16 protein-coding genes and 1 pseudogene are annotated in these 15543 nt (G+C 74.8%); 13 read left to right on the top strand and 4 right to left on the bottom strand.

The genetic code is table 11. The features are described 5' to 3' along the window. Nucleotides 1–15: 15 nt before the first annotated feature. A pseudogene (locus tag CD790_RS09610) lies at nucleotides 16–2379 on the bottom strand (hypothetical protein); the annotation flags it as partial. Nucleotides 2380–2587: 208 nt separating this feature from the next. Here CD790_RS09610 and CD790_RS09605 point away from each other — a divergent pair. Together CD790_RS09605 and CD790_RS09600 are read left to right on the top strand one after the other, a co-directional pair. Further along, the gene (locus CD790_RS09605; RefSeq protein ID WP_144382607.1) at nucleotides 2588–3445 is read left to right on the top strand and encodes a DeoR/GlpR family DNA-binding transcription regulator; all 858 of its coding nucleotides are present in this window, start codon (nucleotides 2588–2590) and stop codon (nucleotides 3443–3445) included. 24 nt (nucleotides 3446–3469) lie between these two features. After that, the gene (locus tag CD790_RS09600; protein ID WP_144382606.1) at nucleotides 3470–4012 is read left to right on the top strand and encodes an SRPBCC family protein; all 543 of its coding nucleotides are present in this window, start codon (nucleotides 3470–3472) and stop codon (nucleotides 4010–4012) included. Between the two features lie 58 nt (nucleotides 4013–4070). Here the strand turns inward: CD790_RS09600 and CD790_RS09595 are convergent, their stop codons facing one another. Next, on the bottom strand, nucleotides 4071–5201 hold the full coding sequence (locus tag CD790_RS09595) for a PLP-dependent cysteine synthase family protein (RefSeq protein ID WP_144382605.1): 1131 nt from the start codon (nucleotides 5199–5201) through the stop codon (nucleotides 4071–4073). A 178-nt stretch (nucleotides 5202–5379) separates the two neighbouring features. Between CD790_RS09595 and CD790_RS09590 the strand changes: the two genes are divergently transcribed. The 6 genes from CD790_RS09590 (at nucleotide 5380) to CD790_RS09565 (ending at nucleotide 9470) form a co-directional block, all read left to right on the top strand. Continuing rightward, nucleotides 5380–5718: a hypothetical protein gene (locus CD790_RS09590; protein ID WP_144382604.1), complete on the top strand. Its 339-nt coding sequence runs from the start codon at nucleotides 5380–5382 to the stop codon at nucleotides 5716–5718. A 319-nt stretch (nucleotides 5719–6037) separates the two neighbouring features. Continuing rightward, nucleotides 6038–6574: an ATP-binding protein gene (locus tag CD790_RS09585; RefSeq protein ID WP_144382603.1), complete on the top strand. Its 537-nt coding sequence runs from the start codon at nucleotides 6038–6040 to the stop codon at nucleotides 6572–6574. A gap of 162 nt (nucleotides 6575–6736) precedes the next feature. Continuing rightward, a complete protein-coding gene (locus CD790_RS09580; protein WP_144382602.1) occupies nucleotides 6737–7327 on the top strand; it encodes a TetR/AcrR family transcriptional regulator in 591 nt (196 codons plus the stop codon). Between the two features lie 31 nt (nucleotides 7328–7358). Next, the gene (locus tag CD790_RS09575; protein ID WP_144382601.1) at nucleotides 7359–7754 is read left to right on the top strand and encodes a cupin domain-containing protein; all 396 of its coding nucleotides are present in this window, start codon (nucleotides 7359–7361) and stop codon (nucleotides 7752–7754) included. Between the two features lie 25 nt (nucleotides 7755–7779). Further along, nucleotides 7780–8364 (top strand): DUF4865 family protein, encoded by a 585-nt coding sequence (locus CD790_RS09570; RefSeq protein ID WP_144382600.1) that lies wholly within the window; start codon nucleotides 7780–7782, stop codon nucleotides 8362–8364. A 32-nt stretch (nucleotides 8365–8396) separates the two neighbouring features. After that, nucleotides 8397–9470, top strand: a complete 1074-nt coding sequence (locus tag CD790_RS09565; protein ID WP_399217197.1) for a phosphotriesterase — start codon at nucleotides 8397–8399, stop codon at nucleotides 9468–9470. A gap of 85 nt (nucleotides 9471–9555) precedes the next feature. Here the strand turns inward: CD790_RS09565 and CD790_RS09555 are convergent, their stop codons facing one another. Beyond that, nucleotides 9556–10926 carry an ROK family protein gene (locus tag CD790_RS09555; RefSeq protein ID WP_260867442.1) on the bottom strand — a complete coding sequence of 457 codons (1371 nt, stop codon included), beginning with the start codon at nucleotides 10924–10926 and terminating at the stop codon, nucleotides 9556–9558. Between the two features lie 17 nt (nucleotides 10927–10943). Between CD790_RS09555 and CD790_RS09550 the strand changes: the two genes are divergently transcribed. The 4 genes from CD790_RS09550 (at nucleotide 10944) to CD790_RS09535 (ending at nucleotide 14229) form a co-directional block, all read left to right on the top strand. Continuing rightward, nucleotides 10944–12254, top strand: a complete 1311-nt coding sequence (locus tag CD790_RS09550) for an MFS transporter (protein WP_144382598.1) — start codon at nucleotides 10944–10946, stop codon at nucleotides 12252–12254. 59 nt (nucleotides 12255–12313) lie between these two features. Further along, a complete protein-coding gene (locus CD790_RS09545) occupies nucleotides 12314–12778 on the top strand; it encodes a DUF4442 domain-containing protein (RefSeq protein WP_144382597.1) in 465 nt (154 codons plus the stop codon). 35 nt (nucleotides 12779–12813) lie between these two features. Continuing rightward, nucleotides 12814–13059 carry a DUF6332 family protein gene (locus CD790_RS09540; RefSeq protein ID WP_144382596.1) on the top strand — a complete coding sequence of 82 codons (246 nt, stop codon included), beginning with the start codon at nucleotides 12814–12816 and terminating at the stop codon, nucleotides 13057–13059. 258 nt (nucleotides 13060–13317) lie between these two features. Next, on the top strand, nucleotides 13318–14229 hold the full coding sequence (locus tag CD790_RS09535; protein WP_144382595.1) for a DUF2797 domain-containing protein: 912 nt from the start codon (nucleotides 13318–13320) through the stop codon (nucleotides 14227–14229). Here the strand turns inward: CD790_RS09535 and CD790_RS09530 are convergent. Beyond that, nucleotides 14226–14957: a TetR/AcrR family transcriptional regulator gene (locus tag CD790_RS09530; RefSeq protein WP_144382594.1), complete on the bottom strand. Its 732-nt coding sequence runs from the start codon at nucleotides 14955–14957 to the stop codon at nucleotides 14226–14228. The two genes, CD790_RS09535 and CD790_RS09530, sit on opposite strands and share 4 nt — an antisense overlap. Nucleotides 14958–15084: 127 nt before the next feature. On the opposite strand from CD790_RS09530, the gene CD790_RS09525 reads away from it, so the two are divergent. Beyond that, nucleotides 15085–15537: a nitroreductase family deazaflavin-dependent oxidoreductase gene (locus tag CD790_RS09525; RefSeq protein WP_144382593.1), complete on the top strand. Its 453-nt coding sequence runs from the start codon at nucleotides 15085–15087 to the stop codon at nucleotides 15535–15537. The last annotated feature ends 6 nt before the right edge of the window (nucleotides 15538–15543 follow it).

Genomic DNA, 15543 nt, shown 5'->3' with positions numbered 1-15543 from the left:
CCCGGCCCCACCCAGGCCGACGCCCGCAAAGGCGTCTCCGACCGTGTCGGGGGCGGCGTGTCGGGTGGGTGCCGGGAGGCGGGCCAGCAGGGCCGCTCGTTCCCGGTCGAAGGCCGGGTCCGCCTGGTAGTCGGAGTGGCCGAGGATCGGTGCGGGCAGCGGGTGTTCGGGGGTGCGGCCGTAGGCGAGCGGGTCCTTGAAGGCGTCGCAGTCCACGTCCGCTCCCGCCCCGGCCGGCAGGCGGATGGGGCCGCCGATCGGGTCGGTGTAGCGCCAGAGGTTGCGCCAGCAGCGCACCTCCCGGTGGAGCGCGCGCAGCGGGCCCGGGCCGAAGTAGGCGGGGAACCAGCGGCCGTACAGCCGCTCCAGGGGCGAGCCGTAGGTGAGCAGCGCCACCCGGCCGCGGGCCTCGCGGTCCAGTTGCCAGACCGCCGCGGCCGCCAGCACGCTGCCCTGGGAGTGCCCGGAGATCACCAGCCGACCGCCGGTGTGCTCGGTCCAGGTCCGCATCCGCCAGGTGAGGTCGGGCACGGCCCGCTCGGCGTAGCAGGGCGGGGCGAGCGGATGGGCGGCGCGCGGCCAGAAGGTGCCGACGTCCCACAGGATGCCCACGGTGCGGCGGGCGGACGGGCTGCGGTAGGCGCGTCGGGCCCAGGTGACGAAGGTCAGGAAGGCCAGCCCCATCAGCCAGGAGCCGAGGGCCTGCGCGGTCTCGGCGGCGGCGTCCACCACGCCGGGCGCGTCGTCGGCGGCCCGGCCCGGCACCTCGCCGGTCCCCCAGGCCCCGGCGACCGCGCAGGCACCGAGCAGCAGCGCGCACAGGGCGACCGGGCCGACGATGGTCGGCACGTCGTCGGTGGCGCCCGCGCGGGCGACGGCGCCGGCGATGCGGCGGGTGCGCACCCCGTCCGGTCGCTCGCCGGGATAGCCGTACGGCACGGTGTGGATCTCCCGCCCGCGGACCCGCCACACCCGCAGCGCGACCACGCCGGCCAGCAGTACGAGCACCCCCAGCAGCACGGGGACGACCGCGGCCTGCCAGGACAGCAGCACCGGAGGTCCGGGCATCGGCGCGCCCGGCATGCCGGGGGTGGCGCCGCCGTCGATCCAGTCGGCCACCCGCTGGGCCACGCCTCCGGCGAGCACCCCGCCCAGTCCGCAGGCGAGCATCGCCACGGTCGGGCCGCCGAGTCCCTTGAGCGGGGTGCGGGGGGTCGGCGCCGCGCGGTGCAGCACCAGGGCGCATCCCGCCAGCCCCACGACGAGGGCGACCTGGAGCAGGACCAGGGCGCCGAAGGCGCCGTCTCCCGGCAGCCGTCCTCGGGAGCTCCACCCGGGGCGGGACCAGCCCGCGTAGAGCAGGGCGAGGGCGAGGCAGCCGAGTGCGGCGCCGGGCAGCGCGGTGATGGTGAGCCGGTCCAGCCTCTGGTCCATCCGGGTCTCGCTGCGGCCTCGGCGGCACACCACGGAGAGCACCACGAGGGCGCCGGCGGCCAGCAGGGCCGCCAGCAGCCAGCCGGCGACGTCCAGCGCCGTGCTGCCGCCGGGCCGCCGGTCGTGGCGGGCGGCGGCGGCCGTCACCGCGGCGGCGACGGTGAGGAAGCCGGCGGCGGTGTGGGCGGCGCGCAGCCGGGCGACGAGCCGGCGGCCGTACCAGAAGCCGGGCAGGCGCAGGGCCGGGTGGTCGCCGGCGGCGGGGTCGTCCTCGCCCACCGGTCGGCCGGCGGGCTCCTGGGACTCGTAGGCGCTCCAGGTGCGGTTGGAGAGGTACCACAGCAGCCCGGTGAGGGCGGCGGGCAGCACGGCGGCGAGGGCCAGCCGGCGGCCGGGCTGGCTCCACCAGCCGCCGTCCTCGGCGGACATGAAGCCGAGCCAGGAGCGGTCCGCGACGCAGCTCGCGGTGCCGGCGCACTGCCAGGCGAACAGGTCGAGCACCACCTCGCAGGCGCCGGCGACCAGCAGCACGGTGAGGCTGAGCGCCACCAGCCGGACCAGGAGGCCGTAGGCGCGCACGCACGGGTCGCGGCGGCTGGCGGCGGGCGGGCGCATCCAGTGGGCCAGGTTGGCCACCATGAAGGGCAGCAGGAGCAGCCACAGCGCGCGGGCGCCGTTGCCGGAGGTGAGGTTGGACCAGCAGTACGCCTCGCGCACCGGTTCCGCGCGGTAGTCGTGCGGCCGTTCCTCGGCGTCGTCGTCGTCGATGCGCCGGTAGACGCCGGCCGTCTCGTCTCCGGTGACCCGTGTGGTGCGCGGGTCGGTCAGCATGTCCTGGGGCGTCGCCCCGCCGACGCCGTGGACGAGGAGCTCCAGTGCGGGCGGCCCTTCGTCCCGGCCCGTGGATGTGTCGTTCGTCGTGGTCGATCGCGTGCCATCGCGCATGGATGGTGCCACCGTGTCCCCCGAGTCCGGTGTAAGTCCTCCGCCCTCAGCATGGCTTGGGGCGCGCCGCAGAGCGCGCGATATCGGGCGGGCGAGGCGAAACCGTGACCTACGCCCTGGGCGGGCGCTCGCCGGACCGGCCGTCGGTGGCCCGTGCGAAGATGAACGCACCCGGCGGGTAGCTGCTGATCGAAAGGGTTGGGCCAGGGTGAGCGATAACCAGAACCTGCTCGCGGAGCAGCGGCGCGCCCTGATCCTGGACGAGGTCAGGCGGCGCGGCGGGGTGCGGGTCAACGAGCTCACCCGCAAGCTCAACGTGTCGGACATGACGGTCCGTCGCGACCTGGACGCGCTGGCCCGGCAGGGCGTGATCGAGAAGGTGCACGGCGGCGCGGTGCCGGTCGCCGAGGCGAGCACCTACGAACCGGGTTTCGAGGCGAAGTCCACGCTGGAGCTGACCGCGAAGGAGGACATAGCGCGGGCGGCGGCGGCGATGGCGGTCCCGGGCAGCGCGATCGCCCTGGCGGGCGGGACGACGGCGTTCGCGCTGGCGCAGCAGCTGGTCGACGTTCCGGATCTGACCGTGGTGACGAACTCGGTCCGGGTCGCGGACGTCTTCTACACGGCCCAGCGGACGGCGGCGAGCACCGGTTCCGGGCCGCGTCCCGGGGCGGCGACGGTGGTGCTGACGGGAGGGGTGCGCACCCCCTCGGACACCCTGGTGGGGCCGGTGGCGGACGCCGCGATCCGGTTCCTCCACTTCGATGTGCTCTTCCTCGGGGTGCACGGGATATCCGTGGAGGCGGGGCTGTCGACCCCGAACCTGGCGGAGGCGGAGACCAACCGGCAGTTCGTGCGGTCCGCGCGTCGGGTCGTGGTGGTGGCCGACCACACCAAGTGGGGCACGGTGGGGCTCAGCTCCTTCGCCTCGCTGGACCAGGTCCACGCGATGGTGACGGATTCCGGGATGCCGGCCGAGGCGCGCGCGGTGATCCGTGAGCACCTTCCGGAGCTGCTGGTGGCGGGCGAGCCGGCCGAGGACGTACGAGGCGGCGCGGACAGCTGACGCCCCGACAGCTATGGTGCGGACATGACACGGCGCCTTCGCTCCGTCGGGCTCGACTTCGCCGATGCCGCACCGCTGCGGCTGGCCTTCACCGCCGATTCGGCCGCGCCGCCGGGCGCGGTCTTCGACGTCCTCGCGGACGTGGCGGGCTGGCCGGCCTGGTTCTCGGCCGTCTCCCGCGCCCGCCCCTTCGACATCGGCGGGCGGCCACACCGCGAGGTCCTGCTGCGCGGCGGGGTCCGCTTCGTGGAGACCGTCCTCGCCGCCGACCCGGCCCGGGCTTACGCCTACCGCGTCGACGAGACCAACGCGCCCGGCCTTCGGGCGCTCCTGGAGGTGTGGCAGCTGACGCCCACCGGCCCGACGCCGGCCCCGGCCCCGACCCCGGCGTATGAGTCGGGACCTGGGGGCGGGGCCTCGCGCGGCGCGGGGACGCGCATCCGGTACGTCTTCGCGGTGGACGGGACGGCCGCGCTGCGCTGGTCCGTGCGGGCCGCCCGGCCGGGCATCGGCGCCTCCTTCCGGCGGGCGGTGGCCGCACTGACGGCGCGGGCCGTCTCGCACTGACGACGCGGGCCGGCTCGCACCGGCGCGCCGCGGGCCGTCTGATCCCCGCGGGCCGCGGCTACTCGCTCCAGCGGCCGGTGGCCAGGAAGCCGTCGAGCGCGAGGGTGTACGGGGTGATGTCCAGGCCCTGGTCGGCCAGCCAGCTGTCGGAGTAGTACTTGTCGAGGTAGCGGTCGCCCGGGTCGCACAGCAGGGTGACCACGCTGCCGGTGCGGCCGGCGGCGACCATCTCGGCGACGATGCGCAGCGCGCTCCAGAGCCCGGTCCCCGTGGAACCGCCCGCCTTGCGGCCGATGACCCGCTCCAGGGCCCGTACGGCGGCGACGCTGGCCGCGTCCGGCACCTTCATCATCCGGTCGATGGCGGTGGGCATGAAGCTGGGCTCCATGCGCGGCCGTCCGATGCCCTCGATCCGGGAGCCACGGTCGCTGGTGGCGTCCGGGTCGTCGTGCACCCAGCCGTCGAAGAAGCAGGAGTTCTCCGGGTCGGCGACGCAGACCCGGGTGTCGTACTGCATGTAGTGGACGTAGCGGGCGATGGTGGCGGAGGTGCCGCCGGTGCCCGCGGTGGCGACCACCCAGGCGGGCTCCGGGTACCGCTCCAGGCGCAGCTGCTCGTAGATCGACTCGGCGATGTTGTTGTTGCCGCGCCAGTCCGTCGCCCGCTCGGCGTAGGTGAACTGGTCCATGTAGTGGCCGCCGGTCTCCGCCGCGAGGGCGGCGGACGCCTCGTACATCGTCCGGGGGTCGTCCACGAAATGACACCGTCCGCCATGGAACTCGATGAGGCGGCACTTCTCGCGGCTGGTGGTACGCGGCATCACGGCGATGAACGGCACGCCGATCAGGTTGGCGAAGTACGCCTCGGAGACGGCGGTGGAGCCGCTGGACGCCTCGATGACCGGCCGGTCCGGCCGGATCCAGCCGTTGCACAGCCCGTAGAGGAAGAGCGAGCGGGCCAGTCGGTGCTTGAGGCTGCCGGTGGGATGGGTCGACTCGTCCTTGAGATAGAGGTCGATCTTCCATTCCTCGGGCAGCGGGAACCGCAGCAGGTGCGTGTCGGCGGAGCGGTTGGCGTCCGCCTGGACCTTGCGCACGGCCTCCTTGAGCCAGCTCCGGTAGCCGGGATCGCTGCGGTCTACATCGATGGTTTCGGTCGCTTCCGGCGCCGTGCTGTCCACGCTGCCCATGGTGTTTCCTTTGGTCGTGCCCCGGCCCGGCTGGCATGTGCCGGTCCGTTTCGATCATATGTGGGCACTGGTGCCGGGCTCCCGTCACAGGCAGACTGCGCACGAGGGACACTGTGGGAGCGAGGCCCGCCGAGTGCGGGGCCCGCGTGCTGTCACATCACCGGGGAGGCGGTTCACCGTGGCCGAAACCGAGTTCAACGCCCGTGGGGTGCGGATCGAGAAGTCCCTGCGCTCCGTCACGAGGGCCGGTCAGGTTCTGATCAAGAACGGTCGACTGGAGCTGCTCACCAGTGACAGCCGGGAGATCGACAGCGCTCCGGTGCAGTCCGTCCAGGCCAGCCGGCCGTGGTTCGCCGGTGACGACCAGGCACTCGCGACGGTCAACGGCACCCGCTACCGCCTCACCCTGGGCGAGAACCAGCCCGAGCCGTCGGCCAAGGCCACGGCCGGCCGCGGCCCCGCCACCCGCTTCCTCGACGCCATCCGCAGCGCGCGCGGGCGCGCCGCACAGGACTGAGCCTGGACCTCGCCGCCGGGGCGTGCCGCCGCGGCAGCGCGCGCGTCCCCATCCGGCGTAACGGAGCGAGGCGCAGGCGCACCCCGACACAGGCAGGGAACAGGCACGAACACACCTCGGGCGCATCAGAAGTGACCCGAGTTGCGCATGCGAGCGGGTGGGTCGACCCTGGACGCGTATCAGTATCACTGAGGGTTAACCGGCGGTGACGCTGAGAACCGGCCCCCTCCGGTCGTGCGCGGCGGCCAGCATTGCCGCACACGCTCGTCGCCCGCATCTGAATCAGGCTAGCCCTAACTCTTCTCAGGGAGTCGCAGCCGTGATCAGTCGTCCAAGCAGGCACTGCACGGTGGAGCTCCAGGCTCTGCCGGCGCGGATCGGACAGGTCCGCAGAATCGTATCGGCGCAGCTGCGCTACTGGCATCTCGACGAGCTCATCGACCCCGCGGCGCTCGGCGTCACCGAGTTGCTGACCAACGTCCACCGGCACGCGGAGCCCGACAAGGAGTGCACGGTGGAGATCGTCCTCATGCTGGACCGACTCACCGTCTCGGTGCGCGACCGCGATCCGCGGCTGCCCAGCCTCGGCGACGCCGACCCGGTCAGCACGCACGGCCGCGGCCTCGCCCTGGTGGAGGCGGTCAGCGAGAGCTGGGGCATGCACGCGCGGGACGACGGCAGCGGCAAGGTGGTGTGGTTCACGCTCGCCGTGCCGCAGACCACCGCCCCCGCGAGGTCGCCGTTCGCGACGCACGGCACCGGCCGCGCGGCCCCGCCCGACCGCCGGGACCCGGTGCGTCCGCCGGCCGCCCCGGTGAACGTCCGCGAACGCGCGAAGTCCGGTGTGGCCGGCTGACCACCACGAGACCGTACGGGCATGGTGGCGGCGCGCCGTGGAGCCGCGCCCCCGTGCCCGTACGGCTCGTGCGCCCTCGTAGGGCGGCCATCGCCTCCTCACGGAAGCCGTCGCCAGTCCAGAGCGGCCGCCCCGGCCAGCCTGGCCGCTGTACCAACTAGTATGTACAGTGATCACATGAGCACCACGGAACGCCTGATCGAGAGCACCCAGGAGCTCCTCTGGGAGCGCGGTTACGTCGGCACCAGCCCCAAGGCGATCCAGCAACGCGCGGGCGCGGGCCAGGGCAGCATGTACCACCACTTCCGCGGCAAGCCCGACCTCGCGCTGACCGCGATCCGCCGTACCGCCGAGCAGTTGCGGGCCGCCGCCGAGGCGTCGTTCTCCGCCCCGGGCGCCGGGGCGTACGAGCGCGTCCGCGGCTATCTGCTGCGCGAGCGCGACGTGCTGCGCGGCTGCCCCGTGGGCCGGCTGACGATGGATCCCGATGTCATCGCCGACCCGGAGCTGCGGCGGCCGGTCGAGGAGACGCTGGACTGGCTGCGCGGGCGACTGGCGGAGATCGTCGCGGAGGGGCAGCGGCAGGGCGAGTTCACCGCGGACCTCGACCCCGCGCGGATCGCCGCCACGGTCGTGGCCACCGTGCAGGGCGGCTATGTGCTCGCCCGCGCGGCCGGCACCACGACCCACTTCGACCTGGCGGTCCGGGGGTTGCTGGACCTGCTCGCGGCCGCCCGTACCCCGGCGGCCTGACCCCCGAGACCACCTCACTCGCGGAGAACCCATGGAGATCGCCAGGACACGCCCCGACACCCGTCCCGGCCCGCCGGAGCGCTTCACCGGCACGGTGTGGCTGGACCAGCTCGCGGCGCCCCCGGCCCCGTCCCGACTGCGCCTCTTCAGCGTCCACTTCGCCCCCGGCGCCCGCACCTTCTGGCACCGGCATCCGCACGGTCAGGTGCTGCACGTGACCGAGGGCGTCGGACTCGTCCAGCGCGCCGGTGGGCCCTTGGAGGAGATCCGGGCCGGCGACACCGTGTGGATCGCGCCCGGCGAGGAGCACTGGCACGGGGCCGGCCCGCGCACCTTCATGACCCACCTGGCCATCGTCGAGGCCGCCGCCGACGGCACGACGACCGAGTGGGTCGCCCCGGTCGGCGACGACGTGTACCCGGCCTGACCCGCCCCCGAACGAGAGACACGCCATGCACGCGATGCAGTACCGCGTCACCCTGCCCGCCGACTACGACATGACGATCATCCACCGTCGGGTCCGGGCGAAGGGCCATCTGCTCGACGACTTCCCCGGACTCGGTCTGAAGGCGTACGGCATCCGCGAGCGCGGGGTCGACGGCTCGCCGGTGAACGCCTACGCGCCCTTCTACCTGTGGACCACCACCGAGGCCATGAACGGTTTTCTCTGGGGCCCCGGATTCCGCGGCCTCAGCCATGACTTCGGCCGACCGACCGTCGAGAACTGGCTGGGGCTCGGCTTCGCGAGCGGCCCGGCCACGGCCACCGCGCCGCGCTCCTTCAGCCGCCGCGCGGAGCCGGTCCCGGCCGGCACCGACCCGGACGCCGCCGTCGAGCGCGCCCTGGAGGAGCTGGAGCGCCGGGCGGCGGCGGACGGCGTGCACTGCGCCGCCGTCGGCATCGACCCGCACCGCTGGGAGCTGCTCCACTTCACCCTCTGGGCGGACGCCGCTCCCACCGCGGACGGGGAGCTCTACCAGGTGCTGCACCTGTCCGCCCCGCACCTGGACGCGCTCCCACGGGGACGGGGGTGGTGACGGCCGCGCGCCCCGCACATCCCGCGCCGAGCGTGCGTACGGTGCTGGGCGACCTTCCCGCCGCCGAGCTGGGCGTGTGCGACGCCCATGACCACCTCTTCCTGCGCAGCCCGCTGCTGCCCGGCCAGGAGCTCGACGACCCCGCGGCGGCCGCCGCCGAACTGCGGGCCTTCGCCGCGGCGGGCGGCCGCGCGGTGGTGCAGTGGACCCCCTACGGCATGGGGCGCGGCGCCGGGCACCTCGCGGAGCTCTCCCGTACGACCGGGGTCCGCGTCGTCGCCGCCACCGGACTGCACCAGGCGCGGCACTACGCCCCGGCGCTGCTCGACCGGGTACGGGACCGACTGGCCGAGCTCTTCGTGGCCGAACTGACGGTCGGGATCGGGCGCGTCGAGGGAATCGAAGGCTTGGAGCCCTCCACGGGCTTGGCGGTCCCCGGCGGCGGCGGTGGGGCGGCGAGAAGGGCCGCTCGCGCGGGGCGCGACACGGAAACGCCGCCCCGCGCGGAGCGCGACACGGAAACGCCGCCCCGCGCGGAGCGTGTTTCGGAGACCTCCCCCCGCGCGGGGCTCATCAAGGTCGCCGGCGGGTTCCACGGCCTGGACGGCCATGCCCGCGCCACCATGGCCGCGGCCGCCGTCGCCCACCAACGCACCGGCGCCCCCATCGGCGTCCATCTGGAGCTGGGCACGGCGGCGTTGGACGTGCTCGACCTGCTCTGCGGCGAGCTGGGCGTGGCGCCGGACCGGGTGATCCTGGGCCACCTCAACCGCTCGCCGGACCTCGCCGTCCACCGCGAGGCCGCCGAACTGGGCGCCTATCTCGCCTTCGACGGCCCCTCCCGCGCCCACCACGCCACGGACTGGCGCCTTTCCGACGCCCTGTCCGCCCTGGCCGACGCCGGACACGCCGACCGGCTGCTGCTCGGCGGCGACACCACCACGGCCACGGCCCGCTTCGTCAACGGCGGCCCCGGCCTGCCGCACCTCCTCCGCGGCCTGCGCGCACGGCTCGAACTGGGCCTCCCGGCCGAGCTGGTGACCCGCGTGTTCACCGCCAACCCGGCCCGCGCCTTCGCCGTCGACTGGCCGGCCCCGGCCGGCTGAACAGCGGCCGGGGACACCACCGATCGCACCCGCGCCCGCGCGGGCCAGCGCACCAGGCCCGGCCGGGACCGACCGGGCCCACGCCCTACCCGCTCGTCAACGCCCCCAGCGGATCGTCCAGCACCGGCTGCCAGGCCAGCTCGGCGGCGCCGACGAGGCTGTTGTAGTCGAGCGTGCAGGGCAGGATCGGCACGCCGCCGCTGCGCCCCCACAGGCTGCGCTCGGCGACGACCGCGCGGAGCCGTTCCGGGTCGGCCTCCAGCAACTCGCGGTGGAGGCCGCCGAGGATGATGCGGTCCGGGTTGAGGATGTTCACCAGTCCGGCGAGGCCGAGGCCGAGCCGGTCGATCAGCTGGTGGGTGGCGGCCCGTACCCGCGGGTCCCGGGGCACGGACCCGGCCCCGCCGCCCGGGGCGGCGGCCGCGGCCGGACCCGCGGCGCCGCCCGACGTCACGTCAGAAGCCCCACGCGCACCGGTCGGTGTGGCCGGCCCGGCGGCGTCGTCCGCGGCGGATTCCCCGGGGACGCCGGCGCCGACCGGCTCCCCGTACTCCGCGCGGAGCAGCTCGCGGGCCTGTTGGAGCAGCGAGACCTCCGGCCCGGGCTCGCGCCCGGCCGCGGTGAGGAAGGCGAGCGGGTCCGCCTCGATGTCCAGGCAGCCTCGGCTGCCGCAGTGGCAGGGCGCGCCTTCGGGGTTGACGGTCAGATGGCCGACCTCCAGCGCCAGCCCGGCACTGCCCGTGTGCAGCCGGCCGTCCAGAACCAGCGCGCCGCCGACGCCCCGGTGACCGGTGGCCACGCACAGCAGGTGCTGGGCCCCGCGGCCGGCTCCGTGCCGGTGTTCGGCGAGCGCCGCCAGGTTGACGTCGTTGCCCGCGAACCCCTCGTGCGGAATGCCGGCCGCCGCCAGGCTGCGGGTGAACAGCTCCCGCACCGGCGCGCCCGCGGACCAGGCGAGGTGCAGCGGGTTGAGCGCGGTGCCCTCCGGCTCGGCGACGGCGGACGGCACCGCCAACCCCGCGCCCACACAGCGCTTTCCGGTCTCCCGCAGCAGACCGGCGCCCGCCTCGACCACGGCGCCCAGCACCTGGGCCGGGTCGGCGGGCACGGTCATGCAGCCGGGCGCGGTGGCGACGATCCGGCCGCCGAGTCCGACGAGCGCGGCGCGGAAGCCGTCGGAGTGCACCTGGGCGGCGAGGACGACGGGGCCGTTCGGGGCGATCGCGAGCCGGTGCGAGGGACGCCCCTGGGAGCCCCCGGCGCCACCCGGCCGCGCGTCGACCTGGATGAGGCCGAGCGCCTCCAGCTCGGCCGCGACGGCGCCGGCGGTGGCGCGGGTCACGCCGAGTTCGGCGGTCAGCACGGCACGCGTGGGCGCGCGGCCGGTGTGTACGAGCTCCAGTGCCGGGCCGAGCGCGCTTCGGCCCCGCTCCAGCCTTGTCCGAGTCTGGGTCACAGCCCTATTCTCACTTTGTGCCGACGCTAAACAAAATACGGGCGGCTATGCGGGGGCAAACGGCGGGCAACGCGCCGGACCCCGCCCTCTCCCGCCTCCGCGCAGCCCTGACCCTCTTCTTCGCACTCGACGGCTTCGTCTTCGCCGGTTGGGTGGTCCGCATCCCCGCCGTCAAGGAGCAGACCGGCGCCTCCCCCGGAGCGCTCGGACTCGCCCTGCTGGGCGTGTCGGCGGGCGCCGTGGCGACCATGGTCGTCACCGGGCGCCTGTGCCGCCGCTTCGGCAGCCACCCGATGACCGTGGCGGCCGCCGTCCTGATGTCGCTCAGCGTCGCGCTGCCGCCGCTGACCCACTCGGCCCTCGCACTGGGCCTGGTGCTGCTCGCCTTCGGTGCCGGGTTCGGCGGTCTCAACGTCGCCATGAACAGCGCCGCGGTCGACCTGGTCGCCGCCCTGCGACGCCCTGTCATGCCCACCCTGCACGCCGCCTTCAGCCTCGGCGGCATGGCCGGGGCGGGCCTCGGCGGACTGGTCGCCGGACACCTGTCCGCCACCCGCCATCTGGCGCTGCTCGCCGCCGCCGGGGTACTGCTGGCCCTGTTCGCGGGCCGCACCCTGATCGCCCTGCCGGCACCCACGGTTCCCGACACGGCCGCGACCGCGACCCCGGACGGGCCGGCCACGGACGCCACGGCGTCGGACGACGGCCGGCCGCGAGCCGAGGGACACTCCGCGCGGGCGGGCGGTTCCCGCTGGCCGGTGCTGGTCTTCGGACTGATCGCCCTGTGCACGGCGTACGGCGAGGGCGCGATGGCCGACTGGGCCGCGCTCCACCTCGACCAGGACCTCGGAGCGTCCCCCGGCATGGCCGCCGCGGGCTACTCCCTCTTCGCCCTCGCCATGACCGTCGGCCGGCTCACCGGCAGCGCCCTGCTGGAACGACTCGGCCAGACCCGGGCCCTGGTCGCGGGCGGCGCCACGGCCGCGGCCGGGATGCTGCTGGGCTCCCTCGCCCCCGTGCTTCCGCTGGCCCTGGCGGGCTTCGCGGTCACCGGCCTGGGCCTGGCCAACATCTTCCCGATCGCGATCGGCCGCGCGGGGGCGCTGGCCGGCCCCGACGGCGTCGCCACCGCGTCCACCCTCGGCTACGCGGGCATGCTGCTGGGCCCTCCGACGATCGGCTTCCTGGCGGACTGGAGTTCGCTCTCCACGGCCCTGACCACGGTGGCGCTGCTGTCCGCGCTCGCCGCGGCCGTCGCGTACGGCACCCGGCACACGGTGCACGACACCGGGCGGCGCACGGCGGGGAGAAAGCCGCGGTCCACGTGACGGGCGACGCCCCAGAGATGGGTTACTTGCGAGTAACAAAGCGTGCTAGCGTCGCCGGCATGGCCCGTAGATCACACTCAGCGCAGACCCTGCGGCGCGGCATCAACCTCTGGCCGCCCTTCCTGTTCGCCGGCGTGCGGGTGCTCCACATCGCCGACGACTGGAGCAGCGCACGGGTCCGGCTCCGCATGCACCGCTTCAACCGCAACTACGTGGGCACCCACTTCGGCGGCTCGCTGTTCGCCATGGCCGATCCGTTCTGGATGCTGCTCGCCATGAACAGCCTGGGCCGCGACTACATCGTGTGGGACAAGAAGGGCGAGATCGACTTCATCTCCCCCGGGCGCGGGGACGTCTTCGCCGACTTCAAGCTCACCGAGGACCGGCTGGAGGAGATCCGGCAGGCCACCGCGGACGGCTCCAAGGCTCTGCCCTGGTTCGAGAACGACGTGGTCGCGGCCGACGGTACGGTGGTGGCACGGGTCCGCAAACAGCTGTACGTGCGGCGCAAGGAGCGGGCCTGACCTGGAACGACGAACAGACGGCGGAGGGGTTCGGCATGGCGAGGGTCCGAAATCAGGCAGGGCGCGACGCGCTCACCGTGGAGATCGTGTTCGCGGTCTTCACCGGCGCGCTGCTCGCCGCTCCGCTCTTCGTGGCCGTCGCCTCCCCCGCGCTCTTCGGCGACCCCGACGAGGGGCGCGCGAGCGCCTGGATAGTCGCCGGCGCCATCACCGCGGCGGCCGGTTTCACGGTGCGCGTGGTGCGGGTGCTGCGGCGGTTCAGCCGAGCCGAACGGGCCTGAGCGGCGGCTGACCGCGCGGAGGTACCGGGACCGGACGCGCGACCGCGCGGACGCACGGTTCGAGCGGACGCGACCCGCGCGGGCACGCGGTTCCAGCGGACGCGACCCGCGCGGGCAGGCGGACCGGAGCGACCGGTGACGCCGGCCAGCGGAGTCGTCACCCGGACGGCGCGTCACCGGACGGCGCGTCACCGGACGGCGCCGCCCGGACAGGGTCACCCCCAAGGCGCGTCACCCACACGGCGAGAGGCGGCGGATGTGACCGGCGAAGCGGCGGCGCGGGCCGCCGAGTGGCGATGTGCGGGGTTGCGTTGGGATCGCACCGGCCCCGCGCTGGCCTGGCAGCACCCGCTGCGCGGCCGCCGCGCCTCGCCGCTCTCCCCCGGCCGACCCCTGGCCTTCACCACCGGTGCGCGACGCTCCTGCGTCGGCGTGCGGCGCGGCGACCGACACACTCCCTGCCCCTCGGCCGCGGAGGTGTCGGTCACGGCCGCCTCCGCCCAGTGTGCGGACTGCGCCCGGCTCGACCGCTCGTACTCGGTCGCCGCCGACACCCGCACCGACGACACGCGCCCCTACGACGTCTACCTCGCCTGGTTCGGCCCCGGGCTGACGAAGGTCGGCATCACGGCGGCCGAGCGCGAGGGCGTCCGGCTGCTGGAGCAGGCCGCCCTCTCCTTCACGCTCCTGGGGCGCGGCCCGCTGATGGCGGCGCGCCGCGCGGAGGCGGTGTTGGGCGCCGCGCTCGGCGTCCCGGACCGCATCCCGTACGCCGCCAAGCGCGGCGCCCGTCTGGCGCCGCCGCCCCCGCGCGAGCGCGCCGCCGAGCTGGAGACCCTCTACGGGCGGGCTCGCGAACTGCCGGGCTGGCCCGAGTCCCTGGAGGCGCTGCCCTGCGCGCCGGTCCACCATGACGAGATCTTCGGCCTCGGCCGCATCCGCTCGCTGGACGGCGTCGTCGCCCTCGCCCCCGGCAGCACGGTCGCGGGGACCGTCGAGGCCGTCGCCGGGCCGGATGTGCACCTGCGCACGCCGGACGGCCGGATGCCGTTGCTGGACGCCCGGCGGCTGGCTGGCTGGGCGCTGTCCGCGGCCGCGCCGGGCTCCGCCATGACGGCGGAGGTACGGCCCCTGCCGGCGCCCACGACCGAGCCGGAGCGGCTCTTCTAGGACCCACCGAGCGGTGCGGGGCACCGCGGGGGTCTAAGGCCCGCCGTATGGGCCAGCCCGGCCGCCGCGTGGGCGAAGAAGTCCTCGCGCGCGTCGACCACGTTGGTGAACTGGCCGAACAACTCGAAGCTGATCAGGCCGAAGAGCTGAGCCCAGGCAGCGACGAATCCGGCGAAGGCGGCCTCGGGCAGATCCTCGGCGTCCAGCGTCCGCGCCAGTCGGCGCGCGTCGCCGAGCACGCCTTCCGGGAGGACGGCCGGGTCCGGCGTCCGGAGCGCGCCGGCGGCGTGGGCGTCGCGGGCGACGCCCAGCAGCGTGAGGCCGACGCGGGAGGCGGGGACGACGGTGTCGCGCGGGGCGGCGTAACCGGGCACCGGGGAGCCGTAGATGAGCGCGTACTCATGCGGGTGGGCCAGGGCCCAGCCCCGTACGGCCCGACAGACGGCGATCCAGCGCTCCAGCGGAGTGCCGTCCGCCGCCTCGGCGGCCGCGGCCTCGGCCGCGGCGCCGATGGCGTCGTAGGCGTCGACGATCAGGGCGGTCAGCAGGTCGTCGCGGCTGGGGAAGTAGCGGTACAGGGCGGAGGAGACCATGCCCAGCTCCCGCGCGACGGCACGCAGCGACAGCTTGGCGGCGCCCTGCTCCGCGAGCTGCCGGCGCGCCTCCTCCTTGATCGCCGCGGTCACTTCGGTACGGGCCCGCTCTCTGGCCCCTCGGATCGCACTCATGGGGGCAGTGTGCCATCGACTCGGAGCACCAGCCAAGAACGAGAGCACTGCTCTTGCATGGCGGCACGTCGCTCTGTAACACTGCTCAGCAACGAGAGCACTGCTCTCATCACCCGAGGAGGCCCCCATGGCACAGCGCTCCGAGCACCACATGAAGACCAGCCGGCTGGAGACCGCGCTCTTCCACCGCCCCATCGCCTGGTTGGCGGCCCATGGCATCAGCCTCAACGGCAAGGCCGTGCTGGCCGTCCGCGGCCGCACCAGCGGACAGTGGCGCACCGTACCCGTCAACCCGCTCAGCCTCGACGGCGAGCGTTATCTGGTCGCCCCGCGCGGGGCGACCCAATGGGTCCGCAACCTCCGCGCGGCGGGCGGCGGCGAGCTGCGCGTGGGTAAGCGGATCGAACCGTTCACCGCGGTGGAGCTGACCGACGCCGACAAGCCCGCCGTGCTGCACGCCTACCTCAAGCGCTGGGGCTGGGAGGTGGGCCGCTTCTTCGACGGCGTCACGGCGACGTCCCCCGAGAGCGAGCTGCGCCGCGTCGCCCCGCGGCACCCGGTGTTCCGGATCACGGGGTGACAGCGC

It is taken from the genome of Streptomyces sp. SAJ15 (assembly GCF_007595705.1).
In the GTDB taxonomy this organism is placed as follows: domain Bacteria; phylum Actinomycetota; class Actinomycetes; order Streptomycetales; family Streptomycetaceae; genus Streptomyces.
This window is presented reverse-complemented; position numbering and strand designations above follow the sequence as displayed.

Bases quoted from the DNA above. Each gene is read 5' to 3' on its own strand.
- CD790_RS09575 (WP_144382601.1), top strand. From the start codon at position 7,359: ATGGAGATCGCCAGGACACGCCCCGACACCCGTCCCGGCCCGCCGGAG.
- CD790_RS09600 (WP_144382606.1), top strand. From the start codon at position 3,470: ATGACACGGCGCCTTCGCTCCGTCGGGCTCGACTTCGCCGATGCCGCA.
- CD790_RS09525 (WP_144382593.1), top strand. From the start codon at position 15,085: ATGGCACAGCGCTCCGAGCACCACATGAAGACCAGCCGGCTGGAGACC.
- CD790_RS09540 (WP_144382596.1), top strand. From the start codon at position 12,814: ATGGCGAGGGTCCGAAATCAGGCAGGGCGCGACGCGCTCACCGTGGAG.
- CD790_RS09580 (WP_144382602.1), top strand. From the start codon at position 6,737: ATGTACAGTGATCACATGAGCACCACGGAACGCCTGATCGAGAGCACC.
- CD790_RS09595 (WP_144382605.1), bottom strand. From the start codon at position 5,201: ATGGGCAGCGTGGACAGCACGGCGCCGGAAGCGACCGAAACCATCGAT.
- CD790_RS09570 (WP_144382600.1), top strand. From the start codon at position 7,780: ATGCACGCGATGCAGTACCGCGTCACCCTGCCCGCCGACTACGACATG.
- CD790_RS09545 (WP_144382597.1), top strand. From the start codon at position 12,314: ATGGCCCGTAGATCACACTCAGCGCAGACCCTGCGGCGCGGCATCAAC.
- CD790_RS09530 (WP_144382594.1), bottom strand. From the start codon at position 14,957: ATGAGTGCGATCCGAGGGGCCAGAGAGCGGGCCCGTACCGAAGTGACC.